The organism is Bacillus proteolyticus (genome assembly GCF_001884065.1).
Taxonomy (GTDB): domain Bacteria; phylum Bacillota; class Bacilli; order Bacillales; family Bacillaceae_G; genus Bacillus_A; species Bacillus_A proteolyticus.
In genome coordinates this window covers 17411-38432 of the sequence record NZ_MACH01000002.1, presented here as the reverse complement: position 1 = coordinate 38432, position 21022 = coordinate 17411, and the positions used below count along the sequence as shown (strand labels likewise).

General features: G+C 36.2%; 18 protein-coding genes. 7 read left to right on the top strand and 11 right to left on the bottom strand.

Features of this window, described 5'->3' with window-relative positions; translation table 11 throughout:
* Positions 1-105: 105 nt before the first annotated feature.
* Positions 106-1206: a YHYH domain-containing protein gene (locus BAQ49_RS00280; protein WP_071743735.1), complete on the top strand. Its 1101-nt coding sequence runs from the start codon at positions 106-108 to the stop codon at positions 1204-1206.
* Positions 1207-1235: 29 nt separating this feature from the next.
* On the opposite strand, the gene BAQ49_RS00275 is transcribed toward BAQ49_RS00280, so the two are convergent.
* Positions 1236-2621: a peptide MFS transporter gene (locus BAQ49_RS00275; RefSeq protein WP_071743734.1), complete on the bottom strand. Its 1386-nt coding sequence runs from the start codon at positions 2619-2621 to the stop codon at positions 1236-1238.
* A gap of 255 nt (positions 2622-2876) precedes the next feature.
* On the opposite strand from BAQ49_RS00275, the gene brnQ1 reads away from it, so the two are divergent.
* Together brnQ1 and BAQ49_RS00260 are read left to right on the top strand one after the other, a co-directional pair.
* Positions 2877-4178 (top strand): branched-chain amino acid transport system II carrier protein BrnQ1, encoded by a 1302-nt coding sequence (brnQ1, locus tag BAQ49_RS00265; protein WP_084667290.1) that lies wholly within the window; start codon positions 2877-2879, stop codon positions 4176-4178.
* 138 nt (positions 4179-4316) lie between these two features.
* A complete protein-coding gene (locus tag BAQ49_RS00260; RefSeq protein ID WP_071743731.1) occupies positions 4317-6032 on the top strand; it encodes a DUF2339 domain-containing protein in 1716 nt (571 codons plus the stop codon).
* A 35-nt stretch (positions 6033-6067) separates the two neighbouring features.
* On the opposite strand, the gene BAQ49_RS00255 is transcribed toward BAQ49_RS00260, so the two are convergent.
* Together BAQ49_RS00255 and BAQ49_RS00250 are read right to left on the bottom strand one after the other, a co-directional pair.
* On the bottom strand, positions 6068-7615 hold the full coding sequence (locus BAQ49_RS00255) for a DNA-binding protein (RefSeq protein ID WP_071743730.1): 1548 nt from the start codon (positions 7613-7615) through the stop codon (positions 6068-6070).
* A 173-nt stretch (positions 7616-7788) separates the two neighbouring features.
* Positions 7789-9180, bottom strand: coding sequence for an amino acid permease (locus tag BAQ49_RS00250; protein WP_071743729.1), 1392 nt, complete (start codon positions 9178-9180; stop codon positions 7789-7791).
* 280 nt (positions 9181-9460) lie between these two features.
* On the opposite strand from BAQ49_RS00250, the gene BAQ49_RS00245 reads away from it, so the two are divergent.
* The 3 genes from BAQ49_RS00245 (at position 9461) to BAQ49_RS00235 (ending at position 11614) form a co-directional block, all read left to right on the top strand.
* Positions 9461-10753, top strand: coding sequence for an NCS2 family permease (locus BAQ49_RS00245; RefSeq protein ID WP_071743728.1), 1293 nt, complete (start codon positions 9461-9463; stop codon positions 10751-10753).
* Positions 10754-10980: 227 nt separating this feature from the next.
* A complete protein-coding gene (locus BAQ49_RS00240; RefSeq protein ID WP_000301182.1) occupies positions 10981-11181 on the top strand; it encodes a helix-turn-helix transcriptional regulator in 201 nt (66 codons plus the stop codon).
* 4 nt (positions 11182-11185) lie between these two features.
* The gene (locus BAQ49_RS00235; RefSeq protein WP_071743727.1) at positions 11186-11614 is read left to right on the top strand and encodes a hypothetical protein; all 429 of its coding nucleotides are present in this window, start codon (positions 11186-11188) and stop codon (positions 11612-11614) included.
* 39 nt (positions 11615-11653) lie between these two features.
* Here the strand turns inward: BAQ49_RS00235 and BAQ49_RS00230 are convergent, their stop codons facing one another.
* The 8 genes from BAQ49_RS00230 to BAQ49_RS00195 form a co-directional block, all read right to left on the bottom strand.
* Positions 11654-12091 (bottom strand): GNAT family N-acetyltransferase, encoded by a 438-nt coding sequence (locus tag BAQ49_RS00230; RefSeq protein ID WP_071743726.1) that lies wholly within the window; start codon positions 12089-12091, stop codon positions 11654-11656.
* Positions 12092-12105: 14 nt separating this feature from the next.
* On the bottom strand, positions 12106-12363 hold the full coding sequence (locus BAQ49_RS00225) for a DUF4022 family protein (protein WP_071743725.1): 258 nt from the start codon (positions 12361-12363) through the stop codon (positions 12106-12108).
* A 51-nt stretch (positions 12364-12414) separates the two neighbouring features.
* The gene (locus tag BAQ49_RS00220; protein ID WP_071743724.1) at positions 12415-14244 is read right to left on the bottom strand and encodes a monovalent cation:proton antiporter family protein; all 1830 of its coding nucleotides are present in this window, start codon (positions 14242-14244) and stop codon (positions 12415-12417) included.
* A 221-nt stretch (positions 14245-14465) separates the two neighbouring features.
* Complete coding sequence (qoxD, locus tag BAQ49_RS00215; RefSeq protein ID WP_071743723.1) at positions 14466-14777, bottom strand: cytochrome aa3 quinol oxidase subunit IV; 312 nt, start codon at positions 14775-14777, stop codon at positions 14466-14468.
* Complete coding sequence (qoxC, locus tag BAQ49_RS00210; protein WP_002174913.1) at positions 14778-15380, bottom strand: cytochrome aa3 quinol oxidase subunit III; 603 nt, start codon at positions 15378-15380, stop codon at positions 14778-14780.
* A 13-nt stretch (positions 15381-15393) separates the two neighbouring features.
* A complete protein-coding gene (gene qoxB, locus BAQ49_RS00205) occupies positions 15394-17328 on the bottom strand; it encodes a cytochrome aa3 quinol oxidase subunit I (protein ID WP_071743722.1) in 1935 nt (644 codons plus the stop codon).
* A 33-nt stretch (positions 17329-17361) separates the two neighbouring features.
* Positions 17362-18237, bottom strand: coding sequence for a cytochrome aa3 quinol oxidase subunit II (locus BAQ49_RS00200; RefSeq protein WP_071743721.1), 876 nt, complete (start codon positions 18235-18237; stop codon positions 17362-17364).
* 282 nt (positions 18238-18519) lie between these two features.
* Entirely contained in the window at positions 18520-19935 is a 1416-nt protein-coding gene (locus BAQ49_RS00195; protein WP_071743720.1) for an amino acid permease, read from the bottom strand.
* 373 nt (positions 19936-20308) lie between these two features.
* On the opposite strand from BAQ49_RS00195, the gene BAQ49_RS00190 reads away from it, so the two are divergent.
* Positions 20309-21019, top strand: a complete 711-nt coding sequence (locus tag BAQ49_RS00190; RefSeq protein ID WP_071743719.1) for a C39 family peptidase — start codon at positions 20309-20311, stop codon at positions 21017-21019.
* Positions 21020-21022 lie beyond the last annotated feature (3 nt).

Below are 21022 nucleotides of genomic sequence, written 5' to 3'. Positions count from 1 at the left end.
TTTTTTACTATTGTTGAGAAATAATAGAATATTTTAGTTGGTATTTAAAAATCCTTCTATTTATGTATAATAAAGTTAGAATTCTAGATTTTGGGAGGAACAAGAGTGAGACAACAGGTGAAGAAACTTCTTTTAACAACAAGTGTAGCGTTATTGGTAGCACCAATTTCTGCTTATGCACATCCAGGGCGTACAGATGCGAATGCTGGACATACGTGTCGTACAAATTGTGAAAAATGGGGATTACAGTACGGGGAATATCACTATCACAATAAACCAGCTTCTAGTAGTGGTGCAACGGATCCAGCCCCTAGTCAAAATAATAATGGTGCCGTAGAAGCTGAAAGACAAGCGGAAGTGCAGCGCAATGCTGAGGCTGAAAAACAACGTAAAGCAGAAGAAGCACGTAAAGCAGAGGAAGAGAGACAGCGTGCTGCAGAAGAACAGCGCAAAGCAGAGGAAGAGAGACAGCGAGTTGCAGAAGAACAACGCAAAGCAGAAGAACAACGCAAAGCAGAATCTGAAAAGGGACAAGCTGAAGGGCAAAAAAGCGGAGAGATAGATTTTAAAGCAGGAAAGAATAATGCAGAAGGACATGTAGCTGGAAAGTCAGATGCATATAAACAAGCATTTACAACTGCGTATGCTGCGGCATGGTCTTTAGAAGAACAGAAAAAAGCGCATTTTGAAAAAGGTAAAGAGCAAGGGTTAGCACAAGAGACAATGGACGATATTCAAATTATTCCTGAATTTAAGGTGAACTTTGCAGAAGGTTTCCAAGTAGGGAATAAAGAGAGAACAACAAAGATTGAAAAAGAGCAAGCAGAACTCGGTGAAAAGGGTGGTAAAGAGTTAGCTGAAAAGAAACCTGGGAATACTGAAAAGGATGTATATGTGAAAGCATATGAAGCTGCGTATGAAAAGGGATATAAGTCTGCTAAAAAGGCAGCGGAAAAAGCTGGATATACATATGCATTTGAAAACTACGACTTAAAAGTTCCTGCTAAATATGAAAAGAATGAAACATTAAAGAAATGGTTTACTGAAGGATTTAAATCAAATAAAAAGGCAGCGGAAATTCGAGAAGAAGGATATAAAAAAGGAGATAGCTGGCTTTCGTTCTTCTATAAGAGTTTCGTTCCAAGTGAATATAAAGAACACAAAGGCTTGTATGAACAAGCAATAGAAAAGGGAAAGAAAGCGTAAAAAAGATGAGGAAAATTCCTCATCTTTTTTTAATCCATCCATTTCACTAATTTCTTAGAAATTGATAATAAAACAAAACCTAAAATAATCGCTGCAGCTCCGATTACTGTAAATACTTCAGCATATCCAAGTGAAGTTGTGAAGCTTGCAAGTTGTCCGCCTAAAATGTTTGCGATTCCTGAGCTTGCTAGCCATACCCCCATTAATAAAGAAGCAAGTTTTACTGGAGCAAGTGCACTAACCATCGATAGTCCAACAGGCGATAAGAATAGCTCACCTAACGTATGGAAAAGATACGTAAAGACGATAAATAGTAGGTTTGCTTTTTCTGTAATGTTATGTTCATCGCTACCTGTTTTTAATGTAGCGATAACGAGAATGATATAACCGATACCGAGTAGGATCATACCAAGTCCCATTTTTGTTGGGATTTTTAAATCACCTTTTTTTCTAGTTGCAAGTTTTGCCCATAATGCTGAAATGATTGGAGCAAGTAAAATAATAAATAACGGATTGACCGATTGGAACCAAGATGTTGGAACTTCCCATCCGAACACAGAGCGGTCTACAAATTTGTTTGTATATAATGTTAACGAACTACCAGCTTGTTCAAAGCCAGCCCAGAAGAAGACAACAAAGCATGTTAAAATGACGATAACTGCGGTACGTTGTTTTTCTTTTTTTGTTAACGGTGTATTTCCTACTGTTTGTTGTCCATCTGTCGTTTGTAAATCGCGAGATGGCTTTTTACCGATATCACCAAGGAAGCGGTTAGATAGTGTTGTAAATAAAATTTGTCCAATGATCATTCCGATTGAAGCGGCTAGGAAACCGTAACGGAATCCGTAATGAACAACACCGTCCACTGTTGTTTTGAATAAATTTTCTGACAAAAATCCGCAAACGAGTGGAGCTAAAAATGAACCAACGTTAATACCCATATAGAAAATGGTAAATGCACTATCACGTTTTGGGTCGTGCTCTTCGTATAATTCTCCAACAAGTGTAGAGATATTTGGTTTGAAGAATCCATTACCGATAATAATAAGCGCTAATCCGAGGTATAGGCCGACTTGGTTTTGCAAGGCAAATAGTGTAAGGTTACCGAGCGCCATTGTGATACCACCAATTGTGATGGCTTTTCGTCTACCTAGAAAACGGTCTGTTAAGTATCCACCAATTAATGGTGTGAAATAACAAGCTCCAGTATAAAATCCGTAAATAGAGAGTGCCAAAGCTGGACTAAACCCAAGACCACCACTTACTAAAGCTGTTGTTAAATATAATGTTAATAATCCTCGTAATCCATAGTAACTAAATCTTTCCCACATTTCTGTAAAGAAGAGTAAGTACAAACCTGGAGGATGTTTCTTTTTTCTTTGTTGTTCTCTTTCTAGTTGTATCGTTGATTCCATGTGATTTTTCCTCCTGACACAAACAAAAAACAAAGTGAATAGTTTTGTATATTTAATATTTTACTTTATTAACTATTGGAAGTCAATAAAGGTTGATTTTTCAGAAGAAATTGGAAAAGGGAAGTAGCAATAGAATGGGTGTTTCTTTTATGGTAGACTATGGACTATGTTTTCTTTGTAAGGAAGCGGATTATCGCGTTTTTCCTATGTGTGGAATAGATTTCATACGAGATGGAATTGAAGAAGGAGAAAGAAATGAAATTGTTACAGAAAAAAGAAATTTTGCTTATTAGTCTTATGTTATTCTCTATGTTCTTTGGAGCGGGGAATCTTATATTTCCACCTTTCCTTGGATACGAAGCGGGAGAGCATGTGTGGATTTCATTGCTAGGTTTTATTATGTCAGCAACAGGACTTCCGATATTAGGTGTTATCGCTATTGCGAAAGCAGGGAGCTTTCAAACGTTAGCGGGCAGGGTTCATTCTTCATTTGCCATTATTTTTCCGTGTATTGTGTACGTATTTATTGGACCTGCTCTTGGTATACCGCGTGCAGGAAGTTTAGCTTTTGAAATGGGTCCAGGGCAGTTACTCCCAGAAGCGGGAAGCGTTGTATTATTGTTTTACACAGTTATTTTCTTTAGTATTGTATATTGGTTAAGTTTATCACCATCTAAATTAATGGGCTTGTTTGGAAAGGTTTTAACCCCTTTATTATTATGTATGATTGCCATTATATTTATAAAAAGTATGTTTACATCAGTAGGCAGTTTGAAAGAGCCTGCAGGAAATTATGGACAAGCTCCTATGTTCCAAGGTTTTTTAGATGGGTATTTAACGATGGATGCGCTAGCGGCTTTAATCTTTGGGATTGTGATTGCAAATGCCCTACGTGCAAAAGGTGTTGAAGATGATAAAGGTTTAGCGAAATATATGAGTATTGCTGGAATCGGGGCAGGACTATTACTATCTGTTATTTATGTCGTCCTCGGATATGTTGGTTCAATTAGTGGCTCGTTGGGGACATTTGATAACGGTGCGCAAGTGTTAGCGCAAGTTATGACGGCATTATTTGGACAAGGTGGAGTAGTTTTATTAGGTCTTATTTTTACTATCGCGTGTTTATGTGTTTCGATTGGACTCGTTACGTCTTGTAGTCAATTTTTCGCTAGTGTATTTACGAAAGTATCTTATAAAGTTTGGGCGTTTATATTAAGTCTTGTTAGTATGATCTTAGCTAATTTAGGATTAACACAAATTTTAAAAGTATCAGTACCAATTCTCGGATTTATTTATCCCGTTGCACTAACCCTTATTATTTTAGGGTTATTCCATAAGTATATTGGAAAGTATGTATATGTATATTCGGTATCGATTGGAATCGTAGCGTTATTTAGTGCGATTGATATTTTAAATAAAAATGTGATGATGAATAAGTGGACACCAGTATTGAAATACATTCCGTTTTATACAGAAGGTGTTGGATGGATTGTTCCAGCTATTTTCGGTGTTTGTATTGGTGTTATTGTTAGTATTGCTATAAATAAGAAGAAATAAGTAAGAGGTGTTTTCCTATTTCGGAAAACACCTTTCTTTTTTTGGAAAAATGGTATCGAACATGAATAGACTAATAGTATGATAAGGATAATTGGTAATATATAGGTTTAATAATGATCGGTAATGAGGGGGGAGCGTATGAAGGGAGATTTAAATAAGAAAATAGAAGCACTCGAAACGGCAATTGAAACGATGCAAGAGACACTTTATGATTTGAAAGCGAAGCAAAGGGAAATTGAAAAGGTTCAGCAAAATGTTAATAAGGAAAAGAAAGAATACATTGAGACGGTAAGTAATAAAAAGTTACAAGAAGATGTAGTTAAGACGAGGGAGCCCATACTAGAGCCAAAGGTGAAACAAGTAGATATATCTGCATTTAAGCCGGAACCATTTAATATTATAAAGTTTTGTCAAACATGGTTACCACGCATATTTGTCGGTATTATGTTACTCGGCGTTATTTGGTTATTTAAAGCAGGAGTAGATGCTGGATTATTAACACCAGCGATACGGGTTGTGTTTGGTATAGTACTATCTGCCGGTTTGTATTACGTAGGAGATATACAAATTAAAAGAGAGCGGCAAGCGTTAGGGTTAGTATTAGCTGGAGGAAGTATTACGGGAATTGTTTTAACAACGTTTGCGGCACATTATTTATATGAATTTATTCCTGCAAGTATTGCGTTTATCTGTAATATTGTATGGGTTATTTTAGGGATTTATTTAGCGAAAAGGTATAGATCGGAATACCTCGCTATTTTCGTCGCGGTAGGAGCTTTCTTCGTACCTTTCTTGTTAAATAGTACGACTCCTAATACGTATATTTTCTTTAGTTATGAGACGATATTAACAATTAGTTTATTATGGTATGCATTGAGAAACCGTTATAAGTACCTGTATATGATTTCTTATGTGGTTGCGGCAATTGTCCTATTTGTCTTCTTTGCTGTTATGTCAATATTAGTAGGAAACGTGCAAGTGCAGTTAACAGTTGTATACGGTGCCATTCATTTACTGTTATTTTGGCATATGTTTTCGGAAAGAACATTCATACAAGAAGCAAGATCGGCGATATTTAGTGCGAATGCAGTTTTCTTTATTTTAGCCATCTCCCAAATTCCTGAATTTACAACGTGGGGATTAGTTATAAGTGCATTTGTGCATGCTGTTATGTTCGTACTTGAATATAGGAAGAATAAGCAATCTATCTTTACAGATTTGTTATTTGGTTTTGCAATGGGATCATTTAGTTTAGCGATTTTATATGAGTATAGTTTGGTGAATGCAGCGATCGTATTATTGTTACAAGGTTTCCTCGGTATGGTGACTGCTATTAAAGTAAAGCAAAATATTAAATTGTATGTAAGTGCAACGATTTATGCGATTGGAATGGTACAGACGATTTTTAGCCCATTTGATGAGTTCATTTCAGCAGGGTTTGTTGCTCATATTATATTAATAGGAACGTTCTATTATTGCATGAGACAAGCGAAAGAAGTGTTAGTGAGTTTAGGTAAATATGTTTATTCTATAGCGCTCTACTCGTTAATGATCATTGTATTTATTACAATTACTAGAATCGGTGAAGTTCTTTCTACAGATGGAAGTATCATTAGCGTATCTGTATCATTATTATGGATGGTATATGCTTTATTTGCAGTTTGGTTTGGCCGTTATAGACAGATGAATGAAATATTATATGCGGGATTAGTCGTATTAGTAGTAACAGTAGGGAAGTTATTCCTTCTCGACTTACCAGAGGTGTCTATGATGATTAGGGCAGTATTATTCTTAATTGTCGGTAGTATAGGCATTGTTATCTCAAGAATGTTTTTCTCAAAAGAAGAGAAGTGAGAAGAAGGCAATCCATATGTGGATTGCCTTTTTCATTATTTTTTATTAATCGTTACAGTTTCACTAGATTTCGCTGTCGTGTTTTGACGTAGACGAAGTGTTGCTTGTCCAGTTGTATTTGGATCAAGTTGTACGTTCACAATTTTTTCAGCAGATCCTTGGTTATTTGTTATGAAAGAGAATGTACTGCTATATCCGAAAGAAGACGGCCAAGTGCCATTTGTATTTTGAACTTTTGCTACCTGTGTTCCGCCAGTTGTGAAAATACCTAAAGAATAATTATTGTACGTTGTATTTGGTAATAAGTTATTTACTTGAATCTTCATTTGGAACACTTCATTGTTTGGTAGAGTGCTAGGGTGTGTAATTACGTAATCACTCGTTGTCACTGCACCGTTATAGCCGTATGAACCTGGTTTAAAAGTATTTGTATTGAACCACTGGTAACCTTGATTTGGTGCGCTCCAAGGTTCTGGTTGTGGTTCTGTTGATAAACTTGGCTGTTCAAATGTTTGTAGAGCTGTAGGTGCATCAAGCTGTAAACCACTTACTTGATCTAAGCTTGTAAATGTTTCTTGCTTCGCTAACCAATTCACTATGTTTTTTAATAGAACAGCATCGTTTTCTTCTTTATAACCATCATAAGTTTTCTTCGTTTGACCGGAGTCTTCACGAACATATTTTGGCGATGCATCTTCAACAGGGGAAGAATCACCAATAAAGGCTGCTTTTCCAAGACCAACTTTTGAAATAGCAGCATAAGGCCCCTCTGCAACACCACCGCCGTTATAAACGCCGCTATCAACAGCGTTATTCCATTTTGATGGATTTTCTGGAAGATACACAAGACCTTTTGCTAGTTTTGGATTTGTAATCGCAAGAGTAGAGCCAGCATGCATTGCTACCGATGAAACGCCTTCTGTAATTCCGAATGATTGTGCAGGTGAGACGATATTTTTAGCTGAAACATCACCAAGTGCATTGTAACGGAAGCGAATGCCAAAATTATCGGATAGCCAATCAGAGCTTTCTACTCCTTGCATAGCTTGTGATGTTGTTTCTTCATTAGACATACCCTTTGCTGGATTATCCCATGCTCCGCGCCTATATCCATTGAACACCTCTGAGGAGTCCCAGCGGTTTTTATTACGATCTGCATTATAATGATCGGCAATGAAGAAAATACTGCCACCGTTTTTCACGTATTGTAACATTGCATCTTGCTCAGATTTTTTATAAGGAATATTTGCTTCTGGAACGATAAATACATTGTAATTTTTTAAATCGTCGTATGTAATAGATGTTGATTTACGAAGTTCTTTTACATAATATCCGTTTTGGGCAATGCCGTTTCCGAAATCAGAAAAACCGCCATCAATAACCCAGTCAGCTGTCCCAGCCGTTTGACCGTGCGTATTATCGAATAATACTTTCTTCCCATTGTTTTGGTTTACAACTTTTGCAGCAATTTCAGGAGCTGGGTCTACGGAGCTTTCGGCATAAGTAGACGGAATGTAGGAACTCCCTATACTAAGTGTGATTGCTGTTGCTAAAGAAAATTGAATCCATTTTTTATTCTTCATAGAAGAATCCCCCTAAAAATAAATATATGTGCTTTAATAATGTAATTGATTTTTCTATGGAAATAAAGATAGAAAATATTAAATAGTGCAAAGATAACGTTAATTTAATTGAGAAATATTTGCGCGAATAATGAAAAAATCTCTCCCTAGTAAATTAGGAAGAGATCGTGGACTTAACTAATTTTTGAATTAGATGATTGATCAATCTTATGAAACCCTTTCGTATAATACACGATAGCCAAGCCGATAAGCCAAATTGGACCGACGATTAATGCGATTCGTGTATCTTCTGAATAGGCCATTATACCTAGTACAAGTACAAGGAAGCCGAGTGAGAAATATGAACTTAATGGGTGTAAAGGCATTTTATATGCTAGCTTATCCTTTTTATTAGTCTGTAATCCTTTACGGAATTTAATTTGCGCGACTAATATAATTCCCCAAGTCCAAATTGCACCGAAAGTTGAAATACTAGTTAGCCATGTAAACACTTTTGCAGGAACAAGATAGTTTAATATAACGCCAACGAGTAAAACGATTGCTGTTGCGACGATTCCTTGACTTGGAATACCGTTTTTATTTAAACGGCCGAATCGTTCAGGAGCTTTCTTTTGTTGTGCTAATGTAAATAGCATACGGCCTGTACTAAACAAACCACCGTTACAAGAAGAAAGAGCAGCTGTTAAAACGACAAAGTTAATAATACCTGCTGCCTTTGCAATACCGATTTGCTCGAATGTTAATACGAATGGGCTTCCTTTCTCACCAAATTCGTTCCATGGATAAATTGCCATCATAACGAATAGAGCTCCAACGTAGAATAATAAGATTCTCCAAAATACGTTATCAATTGCTTTTGCAAGTGTTTTTTTCGGATTTTGAGCTTCACCAGCTGTAACCCCGATAAGTTCGACTCCTAAATAAGCGAATAATACCATCTGTAAGGAAAGTAGTAATCCAGAGAATCCATTTGGGAACCAGCCTCCGTGCTCCCAAAGATTTGAAATGCCAGTGGCAACGCCTCCGTTTCCAAATCCGAATAAAATAATCCCAGCACCGACTACTATCATACAGATAATTGTGACAATTTTAATGAGAGCAAACCAAAACTCAAGTTCTCCAAATACTTTTACAGATAAGAAGTTGAAAGCACTCATTAATAAAAGAGCTAGTAACGCCCAGATCCAACGCGGGATATCTGGGAACCAGTACTGCATGTAAATTCCTGCCGCTGTAATTTCCGCCATACAAGTAACAACCCATAAAAACCAATAATTCCAGCCTGTAATATACCCGGCTAGTGGGCTGATGTAATCATTTGCATATTTACTAAAAGAGCCAGCAACCGGTTGTTCAATTGCCATTTCTCCGAGTGCGCGCATAATGAAAAAAATAACGAGTCCGGCAATCATGTAACCTAGTAAAATGGATGGTCCAGCTAGTTTAATAGCGGAAGCTGATCCTAAAAATAGTCCAACGCCAATTGCTGAACCGAGAGACATTAAAGTAATATGGCGCTGTTTTAAACCACGGTTTAAAGTTTCAGATTTGTTTGTTTGCTGCATAAGAAGAATACCCCCTGTAGAGTGAACGATATTTGAATGCGTTTACTAAATATTTAACTATTTCAAATTATAAAACATTTCTATCTGTTATGCTACAAAAATAATCATAATACACTGTACTACATCTGAGCTTGTCAGACTTAAACTTAAAATTCTAACTATTAGAGAATATATTGACTCTTCTTTTTATTGATTGTTAAGATTAAGTATTACATTTTCTCACATACTAATAAGAAAAGAATGTGTGATAATAATTCAGGTGTAGGAAGGGTACATAAGTATGTTTCAATTACAAAAGTATAACACTTCTGTGAAGCAAGAAATTTTGGCTGGCATCACAACTTTTTTTACATTTGCGTATATTCTTGTCATCAATCCGAAAATATTATCTGATGCAGGTGTACCATTTGATCAAGCATTTACGGCAACTATTATTGCGACAGTTGTTGGAACGCTATGTATGGCGTTTTTAGCTAACTATCCAATTGTTATTGCTCCAGCTATGGGAATGAATGCGTATTTTGCTTATTCTGTTGTTCAACAGGCAGAGGGGATTACATATGTCATTGCGTTTTCGGCAGTATTTGTAACAGGTATCATTTTTCTTTTATTATCGTTCACTTCATTTAGGCAAAAGCTAATTGTCGCAATTCCTGACAGTTTAAAACATGCGATTGCAGGTGGAATTGGGTTATTTATTGCTTTTATTGGATTACGTCTATCTGGAATTATCGTTGATCATCCATCTAACTTAGTTACGATTGGTGACTTCCATTCTCCAGCCGTTATTTTAACTCTAATTGGTTTAATATTAGCGGCGGTATTAATGGTATTACGTGTTAGTGGTGCATTGTTTATTAGTATGATTGTGACAGGGATTATTGCTTTCTTTACAGGGCAATTAAAGTTTGAAAATAACATTGTCGCAATGCCACATTTACCAGAAGGCATCATTGTTTCAAACCCTATCAATGCATTTTCGGATGTAATTCAATACGGGTTATATGGAGTTATTTTTTCATTCTTACTTGTACTTTTATTTGATACAACAGGTGCTTTACTCGGTTTAATTAAACAAGCAGGTTTAAATACAGATAACACCGAAAAGCGCTTTGGTAAGGCGTTCATTGCGGATGCAATTGGCGGGACGACAGGTTCTATCTTTGGGACAAGCCCGACAGCAGCGACAATTGAATCGTCAGCAGGAATTGCTGCAGGTGGTAAAACTGGATTGACAGGTATTGTGGTCGTTTGTTTAACGATTATAACGGCATTCTTTAGCCCTGTTATTGCCTCTTTATCAAGTGTAGCAGCTATTACAGCTCCTTCTTTAATTATAGTAGGTAGTTTAATGGCACAAAGCATTCGTGATATTAATTGGAATGAATTCGAAGATGCATTACCGGCATTTTTAATTTTCGTTGGTATTCCGTTAACATCTAGTATTGCGAATGGAATTGCAATCGGATTTTTAGTGTATCCAATTTTAAAAATTGCGAAGGGAAAAGGGATGGAAGTACATCCGTTACTATACTTATTTACAATTTTATTTGGATGTCATTTATTCTTATAATATAGATATAGAAAGGGGGCTTCTTATGAGAGGCCCTTTTTTGTGTATAATAAAGTGAAACTATAAACGGTGGGGCTTTTGTTCATTCCCACTGCTTATCAGCCCTCACCAATCGGGTGTTTTACTATCCGTTAATGTAGGGTAAGGTGAAAATTAAATCAGTTACGTAAAATATAAATTACTTAATGGAATATATATGTTACAATAAAGGTAGAGGAGGAACATGAATGGCTGTAAGTAAAATAAAAGTCGCGCGTGTTCAGTTAGATTTAACACAGCAACAATTAGCAGAAAAAGTAGGCGTTACAAGGCAAACGATTAGTTTAATTGAGAAGGGGAAATACAATCCGTCTTTAGATTTATGTTTGAAAATTTGTTATGCAGTAGATAAAACATTGAATGATTTGTTCTGGGAGGAAAAGGAGTGATAGGGTGAAAATCGTGAAAGATGAACGTTTAATGATTGAGGGGTTAAAACATATTAGACTAGCTTTCATCTTACAAAATATCGTCATACTAGGTATTGTTTTTTATCGCTATGTTTTGCAAGGTGCAGGATATGAAAGTGTTTCAGATTTATTAATGGTATTTATGGGCGGGATAGTAGTTATTAACTTTTTAAACTTAAAAAATTCGGTGGAAGTGTATGAGCATACAGGGGGAGTATCGCGTAGTTATTTTATGAAGCTATTATTAATTCCAGTAGGTATTGTTATTGGAATTTTAGCTATTTGTATCGTGGCAACACCTGATATTTCGATAAAGGAAATTAGTTTGACAGCACTTATTATGTTTGCTTGTTTTTTAGTTCCTAGTTTGTTTATATACATATATATGAAAAAGATAAAAAGTGAAGATTGAAATATAAGAAAGGCTTTCCCATATTAGGAAAAGCCTTTCTTATATTTCTTTATACATTACTTTATGTAGTCCAAGTGTATCAATTTCAAAGATTTCACCATGCTCATGGAAACCTAATCGTTTGTAATAGTCTGTTACAGTGATTCGGCCATTACACCATAAAGTGCTTGCACCACGTTCTTGGAGGATTTGTTCAGCTTTACGGATTAAAGAAGTGCCAGCACGCTGGTTTCGGAAGTTAGGTAATGTTGCCATTCCTCGTAGGCGATAATGGATACCAGTTTGTAAGTCTGGGTATAGTTCTTTTGAAAAGGAAGCGATACTAATAAGTTTATCGTTTAGAAACGCACCTAAGTGGAAGGAGTCTATTTCGTAGTCGGAAAGGTATTTACAATTTTTTAATGACTGATTAGGACGTAAAATTTTTTGGCGTAATAAGTATGTTTCAGATGCATCAATATGTTTCACTGTAATCATAATATCATCCTTTCTTATAGGCCCTTTTCTATAAGTTGTAAGAAGAAATATGCGGGTGCAATGAGAAGGCCTAGTATGCTAGCAGTTCCGAGAAGAAGCGAAAGTAAGAGACAAGTGTATTTGACTCCATTTGATTTTTTCCAGCCATAACTACAAATTTCAATGCTAACACCGATAAGAATAATGGCAATGAGTACTTCCGCTAATAATAAGAGAGCTAAAGTTACAATAGACATAATGTGATTCATCCCCATAATATATGATAGTAACATTTTACCATATGGAAATGAAAAAATGCCCCTCAATTATGTGAGGGGCATTTTCTATTCTAATATGCTTTTCATTGTATCAATATGTTCTTTTGAACCTGTTACAAGTAAAGTATCGCCATGCTGTAACTTCGTATCACCATGTGGAATTAATGCTTTATTACCACGGTAAATTTGAATAACAAGTACATCACCTAAAAACGGAAGGCGCCGAAGTGCTAAGCCGTTATATTTATTGCTTCGTAGTTCAACTTCACGTACCGTTTCATTTGCTGTTGTAATTAAGCGAACGAGACTTGGTTTATCAATAAGTGCACGTAATAAAATACGTGTAGAGTTAATAGTCGAGAATACAGCGATATGTTCTTGAGTCGCTTTTTCTTGTAGAAGCGGATCTTCTACACTTGCGATGACGTGTTCAACACCGAATTCTTTGGCGTGTTCTGCTAATGATAAGTTTTGTTCATCATCACTTGTCGCAACAACAACACGGTCTGCTTCGAAAGCTTTTTGTTCCATTAAAGATTGAATAGTAATCTCATCTAATTTTACAATAGGAAAGTCATGAGATTTCGCTTCATCATCATTTATTTTATTTTGACGCATCATATATAGTGTTACGTCATAATCTTCACGTTTTAAATCAAGTGATAACGGAAGGGTAATTCTGCTTGCGCCAATAATAGATACTCTAGGTTTTGGTGTTTCCACTTTTGGAAACATCTTGTTAAATAATATAGGTGCAAAAATACAAGTAATAACTGCACTTAAAATAAGGGATGCTGATAAACTTGGGCTAATGATGCCTAGCTTTTCACCGATTTGTGCAGCCGCAATAACTAAAGAAAGTGTTGATGTTAACAAAATAGCACTTCCGAGTACGATATTGCGTGGGTACCATTTTCGTAAGACGAGTGATGGTAACAGTTTTGAGATAAATAGTCCCACAATTAAAATTGGGATCATTAGCATGCTAGAAGGCTCTTTAAAAATAGACCATACTTCTAGATTTACACCAACCATTACGAAGAAAATAGGGATGAAGAAACCATATCCGATGGAATCAAGTTTTTCAACCATATCTTCATTTGGTGATAATAAAGATACGAGTACACCTGCTAAAAAGGCTCCTAAAATGTTTTCTGCCCCAACAGATTCAGATAATCCAACTAATATTAAGATGAGTGCGAAAACAGCTCGTGTATCAATTTGTACACTACCGGCTTTTAAGCTTTCTAGGTATGGAATATTTTTAAAGCGTCTTGCGACAAAGTAAATTACAATACCAGCACCGAATAGAAGAAGTAGAAGCCACATGCTTTGGCCACTTTCGGAATTTAATCCGACGAATACAGCGAGTAAAATCATTGTAACTAAGTCTGCGATAACAGCGACTAATAAAATGATTTGCCCGATTGCAGTCTTTCCTAAGTTATTTTCTTTTAATGTTGGTACGACAACACCTAAAGAAATAGTTGAAATAATTAAAGTCATGAACATTGCATTGTCTACAAATCCTAGCCATACGAATATTAATGATAGGGCATAAGATAATATGAAAATAAATAAGAAGATAATGCTTGCTGCTTGGAATGTGTTTGGTTCGTTTGTCGTATTCTTTTTCCCTTTTTGTTTAAAAATAGAAAAGTCAATTTCTAACCCACTTAAAAACATTAGGAAGATAAATCCTAGTGTCGATAAGACTTGAAGCCACATATCTGGCTCAATGATGTTAAACCCACTTTTACCTACAAAGATTCCTGCAATAATTTCTGCAACAACGACAGGAAGTGCTTTTAATTTAAAGCGTTGTAACAAAAGGGGAACGAAAAACGCGATTGCAACGACAACCATAAGTGATAGAACAGAAGTATGATGTTCCATTGCGTTCTCTCCCTTCGAATAAATATAGTACCTATTTAGCCATATAATAGGAAGAAAATCAACGCATATGGATTCGATTTCATAAAGAAAGAGTTTTCTTAACATTTGTCATAATAAGTATATTTTTCATGATTCTGTTGTGAATTCCGTAATGTGGATGTAATAGGGGAGGGGCATAAAAAAAGACTGCTGAGGAATCTCAGCAGTCTTTTTCATGCAAATTACATTGAGAAGAAGATCCATACAGTTAAACCAACTGTTGCTGCTGCAACGAAGAAACTGTATATCATTGTAAGAACTTGAATTCTTCCTTCTCCTTCTTTTAAGTGCATGAACATAATTAATTGTAATAATGCTTGCGCAACTGCCATTATGATGATAGTTGTTAATATCGTTGAAAGAGGCAGGCTTGTGTAAAGTGCCACGTATAACGCTAGAAACGTTAGTGCAAGCGATAAAATAAATCCGAAAACGTGTGACCATGGGAATCCGCTATGGGCATGCCCGTTTGCTTGATTGTTATTTTGAGCCATTTACGCCACCATCCCGTTCAAGTAAACTAGTGTGTAAATAAAGACCCAAACAAGATCAAGGAAATGCCAGTATAAGCTGATAATGAATACTTTACGAGCTGTAACTGGTGTCAAACCTCGTTTTAAAATTTGGATAATAACACAAGTTGCCCAAATGATACCACCTGTTACGTGGGCTCCGTGCGTTCCAAGAAGAACGAAGAATCCAGATAAGAAAGCACTTGTTTGAATTGTTGCGCCTTCACCAACGTACATAATGAACTCTTCGATCTCGAAGAATAGGAAACCTGCACCTAAAAGTAATGTAAAGATGAACCATCCAAGCATTGCTTTTTGGTTGTGTTTACGCATTTCATGAATTGCGATACCACATGTGAAACTACTTGTTAAAAGTAATAGCGTTTGAATTAAAAGTGTTTTAACTTCAAACAGTTGCGCTGGTGTTGGGCCATCTGCCGTACGACCAGCAAGGACTAGATAAGAGGCGAAAAGTGTTGCGAACAGCATAATTTCAGCCCCAAGAAAAATCCAGAATCCTAGGATATTCAATCTGCTTTGCTCGGATTGATATTCCAAAGGTAAGCTTTTATCTAAAGCCGCCATGTCATTTCACCTCTCATGCTATATGTTCTGTTTCTTTAATTTCATCAACACTTACATAGTAACCATCGTCATAATCGAATGAACGATAGATTAAGCAAGCTAAAATACCAACTCCACCGATTGCTGCAAGCCAGAACCAGCTAAATACTAATGCAAAACCTGCAAGACCGAAGAATCCAGACGCAATAATAGGCACACCAGAATTACTTGGCATGTGAATTGGTTTGATGTCTTCTGCAGCTGGTGTAACTGTTTCTCCGCGTTGTTTCATGTACCAGAAAGCATCAGCTTCTTTAATTTCAGGAAGTTTCGCGAAGTTGTAATGTTGTACAGGAGATTGAGTTGCCCATTCAAGTGTACGGCCGTCCCATGGATCTCCAGTAACGTCACGTTCACCATGACGTGCACTCCAAATTACGTTGTAACAAAGAAGTACGAATCCGATACCCATCATTACTGCGCCGACAGATGCGATTTGGTTCAACCAACCCCATCCAAGGCTTTCAGAGTAAGTGTACATACGACGAGTCATACCGTCTAATCCTAAGAAGTACATTGGGAAGAAACAGATGTTAAATCCGCTCATAAAGATCCAGAATGTCCATTTACCTAGACGTTCATTTAGCATATGACCTGTCATTTTTGGATACCAGAATGTGAATCCAGCAAGCATAGCGAATACTGTACCTGCAATTAATACGTAGTGGAAGTGAGCGACTAGGAAGTAGCTGTTATGGTATTGATAATCAGCTGCTGCCATTCCAAGCATAACCCCTGTAACTCCACCAACTACGAAGTTTGGAATAAATGCCAATGACCAAAGCATTGGAACTGTAAAACGAATACGTCCTTTATACAGTGTAAACAACCAGTTAAAGATCTTAACCCCGGTTGGAATCGAAATCGCCATTGTCGAGATCGAGAAGAATGAGTTAACCGCTGGACCTGCACCCATCGTGAAGAAGTGGTGAAGCCATACGACGAAACTTAGTAAAGAAATTGCAACCATTGAGTATACCATCGCACTGTAACCGAATAGACGTTTACGTGAGAATGTACTAATGATTTCAGAGAAAATACCGAATGCCGGTAAAATAACGATATATACTTCAGGGTGACCCCATACCCAGAATAGGTTGGCCCACAACATTGGCATACCGCCGCTCGCCATCGTAAAGAAGTGAGCATCGAATAGACGGTCAAATGTCATTAATGCAAGAGCAACTGTTAATACTGGGAAAGCGAAAATAATGATAATTGTTGTAATTAAGATTGACCAAGTAAACATTGGCATTTTCATTAATTTCATACCAGGTGTACGCATTTTTAAGATCGTAACTAGGAAGTTAATACCTGTCATTAACGTACCAAGACCTGAAATCTGTAAGGCTATTGCATAGAAGTTATTTCCTACACCAGGAGAAAACTCTGTACCCGCCATTGGGAAGTAAGAAGTCCACCCAGCGTCTGGAGAACCACCGATTACGAAAGCGATGTTGAATAACATTGCTCCGATAAAGAATAACCAGAAACTTAAAGCGTTTAAGAACGGATATGCAACGTCACGAGCACCAATTTGTAATGGTACTACAAGGTTCATTAATCCCATAACGAATGGCATCGCCATGAAAAGAATCATTACTGTACCATGTGTTGTAAAGATTCCGTTATAGTGTTCAGCGTTTAAATATGTTGTATCTGGGAATGTTAACTGGGCACGAATCATTAAACCATCCATACCACCACGGAATAACATTATAACGGCAGAAATAATATACATGGCCCCTATTTTTTTATGGTCAACAGTTGTTAACCATTCATCCCAAAGCCATCTCCATTTTTTGTACTTTGTTAGTACGAAAAGAATCGCTAATGTCACAAGAACGATAGATGCGTCAGCTCCGTAAATAATCGGGTCACCTGTGACAAAAAATTCATCAAGCTTCACTGTGTTCACTCCAATCTGTTGGAATAATAGCTATTATTTTTTGTTTTTGTAGTAGTTGTAATCACAATATTCAAGTGATTTTGGATCTACATAACTTAAGTGGTGGCTAGAGAATGTCATACGACCAACTACACCAGGTTTAACAATTTCGTTGTACTTATCTTCTGTTAGTTTAGGAGCAGTTTGTTGTACTTCTTTTACCCACTTGTCATACTTTTCTTTTGTTTTTGCTTCAACTTCGAATTCCATGTGAGTAAATCCTTCACCTGAGAAGTTCGAGCTACGACCTAGGTAAGAACCTGGTTTGTCAGCTTGTAAATATAAGTCCATGATCATGCCATCCATTGTATACTTCATACCACCAAGTTCTGGTACCCAGAAAGCATTCATTGGACCTACAGAAGTAAGCTTAAATTGAATTGGTACACCAGCTGGGATGTTTAAATAGTTAACGGTTTCAATTTTTTCCTCCGGGTAACTAAATAACCATTTCCAGTTTGCAGATGTAACATAAATTTCAACTGGTTTAATATGTTTGGACTCTTGCGGAACCTCTTCCGAAGCATAAGTTGCTTTAACTGTTGGAATCGATAATGCGATAACGATAATAACAGGAATAATCGTCCAAATGATTTCTAATAATGTGTTACCGTGTTGATCAGGTGGCTCATAGTCCATATTCTCTGGTTTTTCACGATAACGAATCAAGATGACTGTAAACAAAATGAATACAATTGCGATAATTAATGACATAAGCAAGAATGACCAAACAATTAAATCATACTGTGCTTTTGCAACAGGTCCTTGCGGATTTAATACTGCGAGTTTTTTATCACAGCCACCGAGGAACAGAAGTAATGATAACGGAAGAAGTGAAGCCAACTTCCAAAACGTTTTCTTTAGTTGCACGATTGAAAATCTCCTTTCTCCTTGGATTGAAACTATGCCAATAAAACAATATAAACCTATTAATTTATAGAAGGCAATAGTTTTTGTCATATTGTTAAAAAATAGACACAAATGCACACTTTTTAAGGTGAATATCATTTGTAACTTGATAACATTGTAAACTATTTTCCAGAGAAAAACATGATTGTGGAAATTTTAAGATAAATAAAGTTATACCAAGATATCCAAGAAATAGAAAAAAGCTATCTTATTATAAGAAAGATAGCTGAATATTTTGTATATTTAGTTTATTCTCTGAGTTATATTTTTTTTCTGTTCAAATGTGACAGCTTTTTTATATTTCACTTGGTATAAAATGTAACAAATAATCATAAATGGAATCCCACAATAAAGAGCAATTCTCTGATCTGGAATGAAAGCTAAACTAACAAATGTAATGAAATTGAGTGAGAAAGCTACGATTGGAACTATTGGATAAAGTGGTGTACGGTATTTTAAATCATTTATGTCGCCGCCGTTTTTCACGAAATTTCTACGGAAGAAAAACTGTGAAGCTGCAATCGACATCCAAACAACAACAGCAGCCATTGCTGCAATAGAAGTTAAAATTAAAAAGACAGTATCTGCTGCAAATATACTTGTTAATAAAGAAAGGCTTGCGAAAATCAGACTGAAAATTAACGCATTTAGTGGTACACCTCTTTTAGTTAACTTCGTAAAAGCTGGACTAGCCATTCCTTGTTTTGCCATCGCCCAAAGCATACGAGAATTTGCGTATAGACCAGAGTTAGCTACGGATAATACAGCTGTAATAATAACAAAGTTCATAATGTCTGCTGCATAAGGGATACCAGCCACATCAAATACAAGTACAAATGGACTTTCAACTAGATTAGCCTCTTGCCATGGGAGTAAGCCGACAACAACTGAAATTGCTAAGACGAAAAAGAATAGAGTACGCCAAATTGTATTTTTGATTGCTTTTGGAATTGTTTTTTCAGGATTTTCACTTTCTCCTGAAGCAATTCCGATAAGCTCTGTTCCCTGGAATGAGTAATTAACTGTAATCATCGTAAGAAGAACAGCTAATGCACCGTTTGGAAATAGCCCGCCATTTTCAGTGAAATTGTGAAGCATTGGAGCTGGCTTTCCATTAAAATCGAGGAGACCAAACATAACCGCTCCTCCAAGAACGATAAAGATAACAATCGTTGCCACTTTTACGCTAGCGAACCAAAATTCAGTCTCTGCATATGCTTTTGCTGATAGAGCGTTTACAAGAAAGAGTGCTGCTGCAAATGTAACACACCAAATCCAAGAAGAAACGTCTGGAAACCACCGTTTCATTAAAATGCTAACAGTCGTTAACTCTACTCCAACTGTAACAGCCCAATTTAACCAATACATCCAACCGACAACAAATCCAAAACCAGGTGAAATAAATTTGCTTGCGTAACTTTGGAAGGAACCCGCTTCTGGCATAGCTACTGATAATTCGCCAAGACATAACATCGTTAAATACATAACGAAACCACCGACTAAAAATGCGAGAATAGCTCCGCCTGGTCCTGCATTATGGACGATTTGTCCAGAACCCATAAATAATCCCGTTCCAATGACTCCACCAAGTGCGATCATGAATAGGTGTCTACTTTTCATTGTTCGTTTTAAATCTGTTTGTTCTACTTGTTGGTTCATATGCCCTCACCCCGTTAGTTTCTTGTATGTGTTAACTGGTTTTCATTCTGAGTTTTAATCATTAGTGGGGGATGTGACACATACTCAGTTTATTTGTTGTGAAATGAATGGAGTATGTAAAAAACGAACTATGACTAAATACTCTAAGAATGTTTATTAACAAGGTGATATCTTCACCATGTTAATAATTTTGATTTTAGCAAAATATTTTGAAAAAGTATATTGTTTTTTCTTTTTATTAAAAATAATTAGAATTTTAAAACGATATTTGTGAATAATAATTCACAGAATCTTTCTAGCAAACTAGTAAGAAGAAAGGTACAATGATAAGAGTTGTGTCTGTAAAATAATAATTAATGGAGTTTTGTTTATAATGAAAAAGCTAAAATATCTTTTTGTTTTTGGAATTATACTAGCTGCCGCGTTTTTTATAGGGAAAGATAAAATTATACAAAAGGCGCAAGTGCTACGCTTAGATTTTCTATCTGAAATGAAAGAAGCGGCTATGATTGAAGATGTTCCATTTATAAAACAATTACCAGAATTACCCCGTGGATGTGAAGTGACCAGTTTAGCTATGTTGCTGCAATATAAAGGTGTACAAGTAGATAAGATGCAGCTTGCTAGTGAAATTCATCGTGTTCCATTTGAACAAAATGGTTTGCGTGGAAATCCTTACGAGGGATTTGTTGGAAATATTTATACGAAAAACGAGCGAGGATACGGTGTATATAATCAACCGATCTTTAATTTAGCAGAAAAGTATGTTCCTGAAAAAGTAATTAATTTAACAGGTAGAGACGTACAAGATATATATAAAGTAATTAGTTCTGGTTCTCCGGTATGGGTCATTATTAATACAACGTTTAAACCATTAGCCGAAAGTAGTTTTGAAACATGGAATACAAACTCAGGTAAAGTGAAAATTACATATTATGAACATAGTGCAGTAGTAATTGGATATGATCAAAACTTTGTATATGTAAATGATCCTCTTAAAAATAATCCACGTTTCGCTGTTCCGCGAGCAGAATTTGAGAAAGCTTGGGAGCAAATGGGGAAACAAGCAATTACTATTTTGTAATAA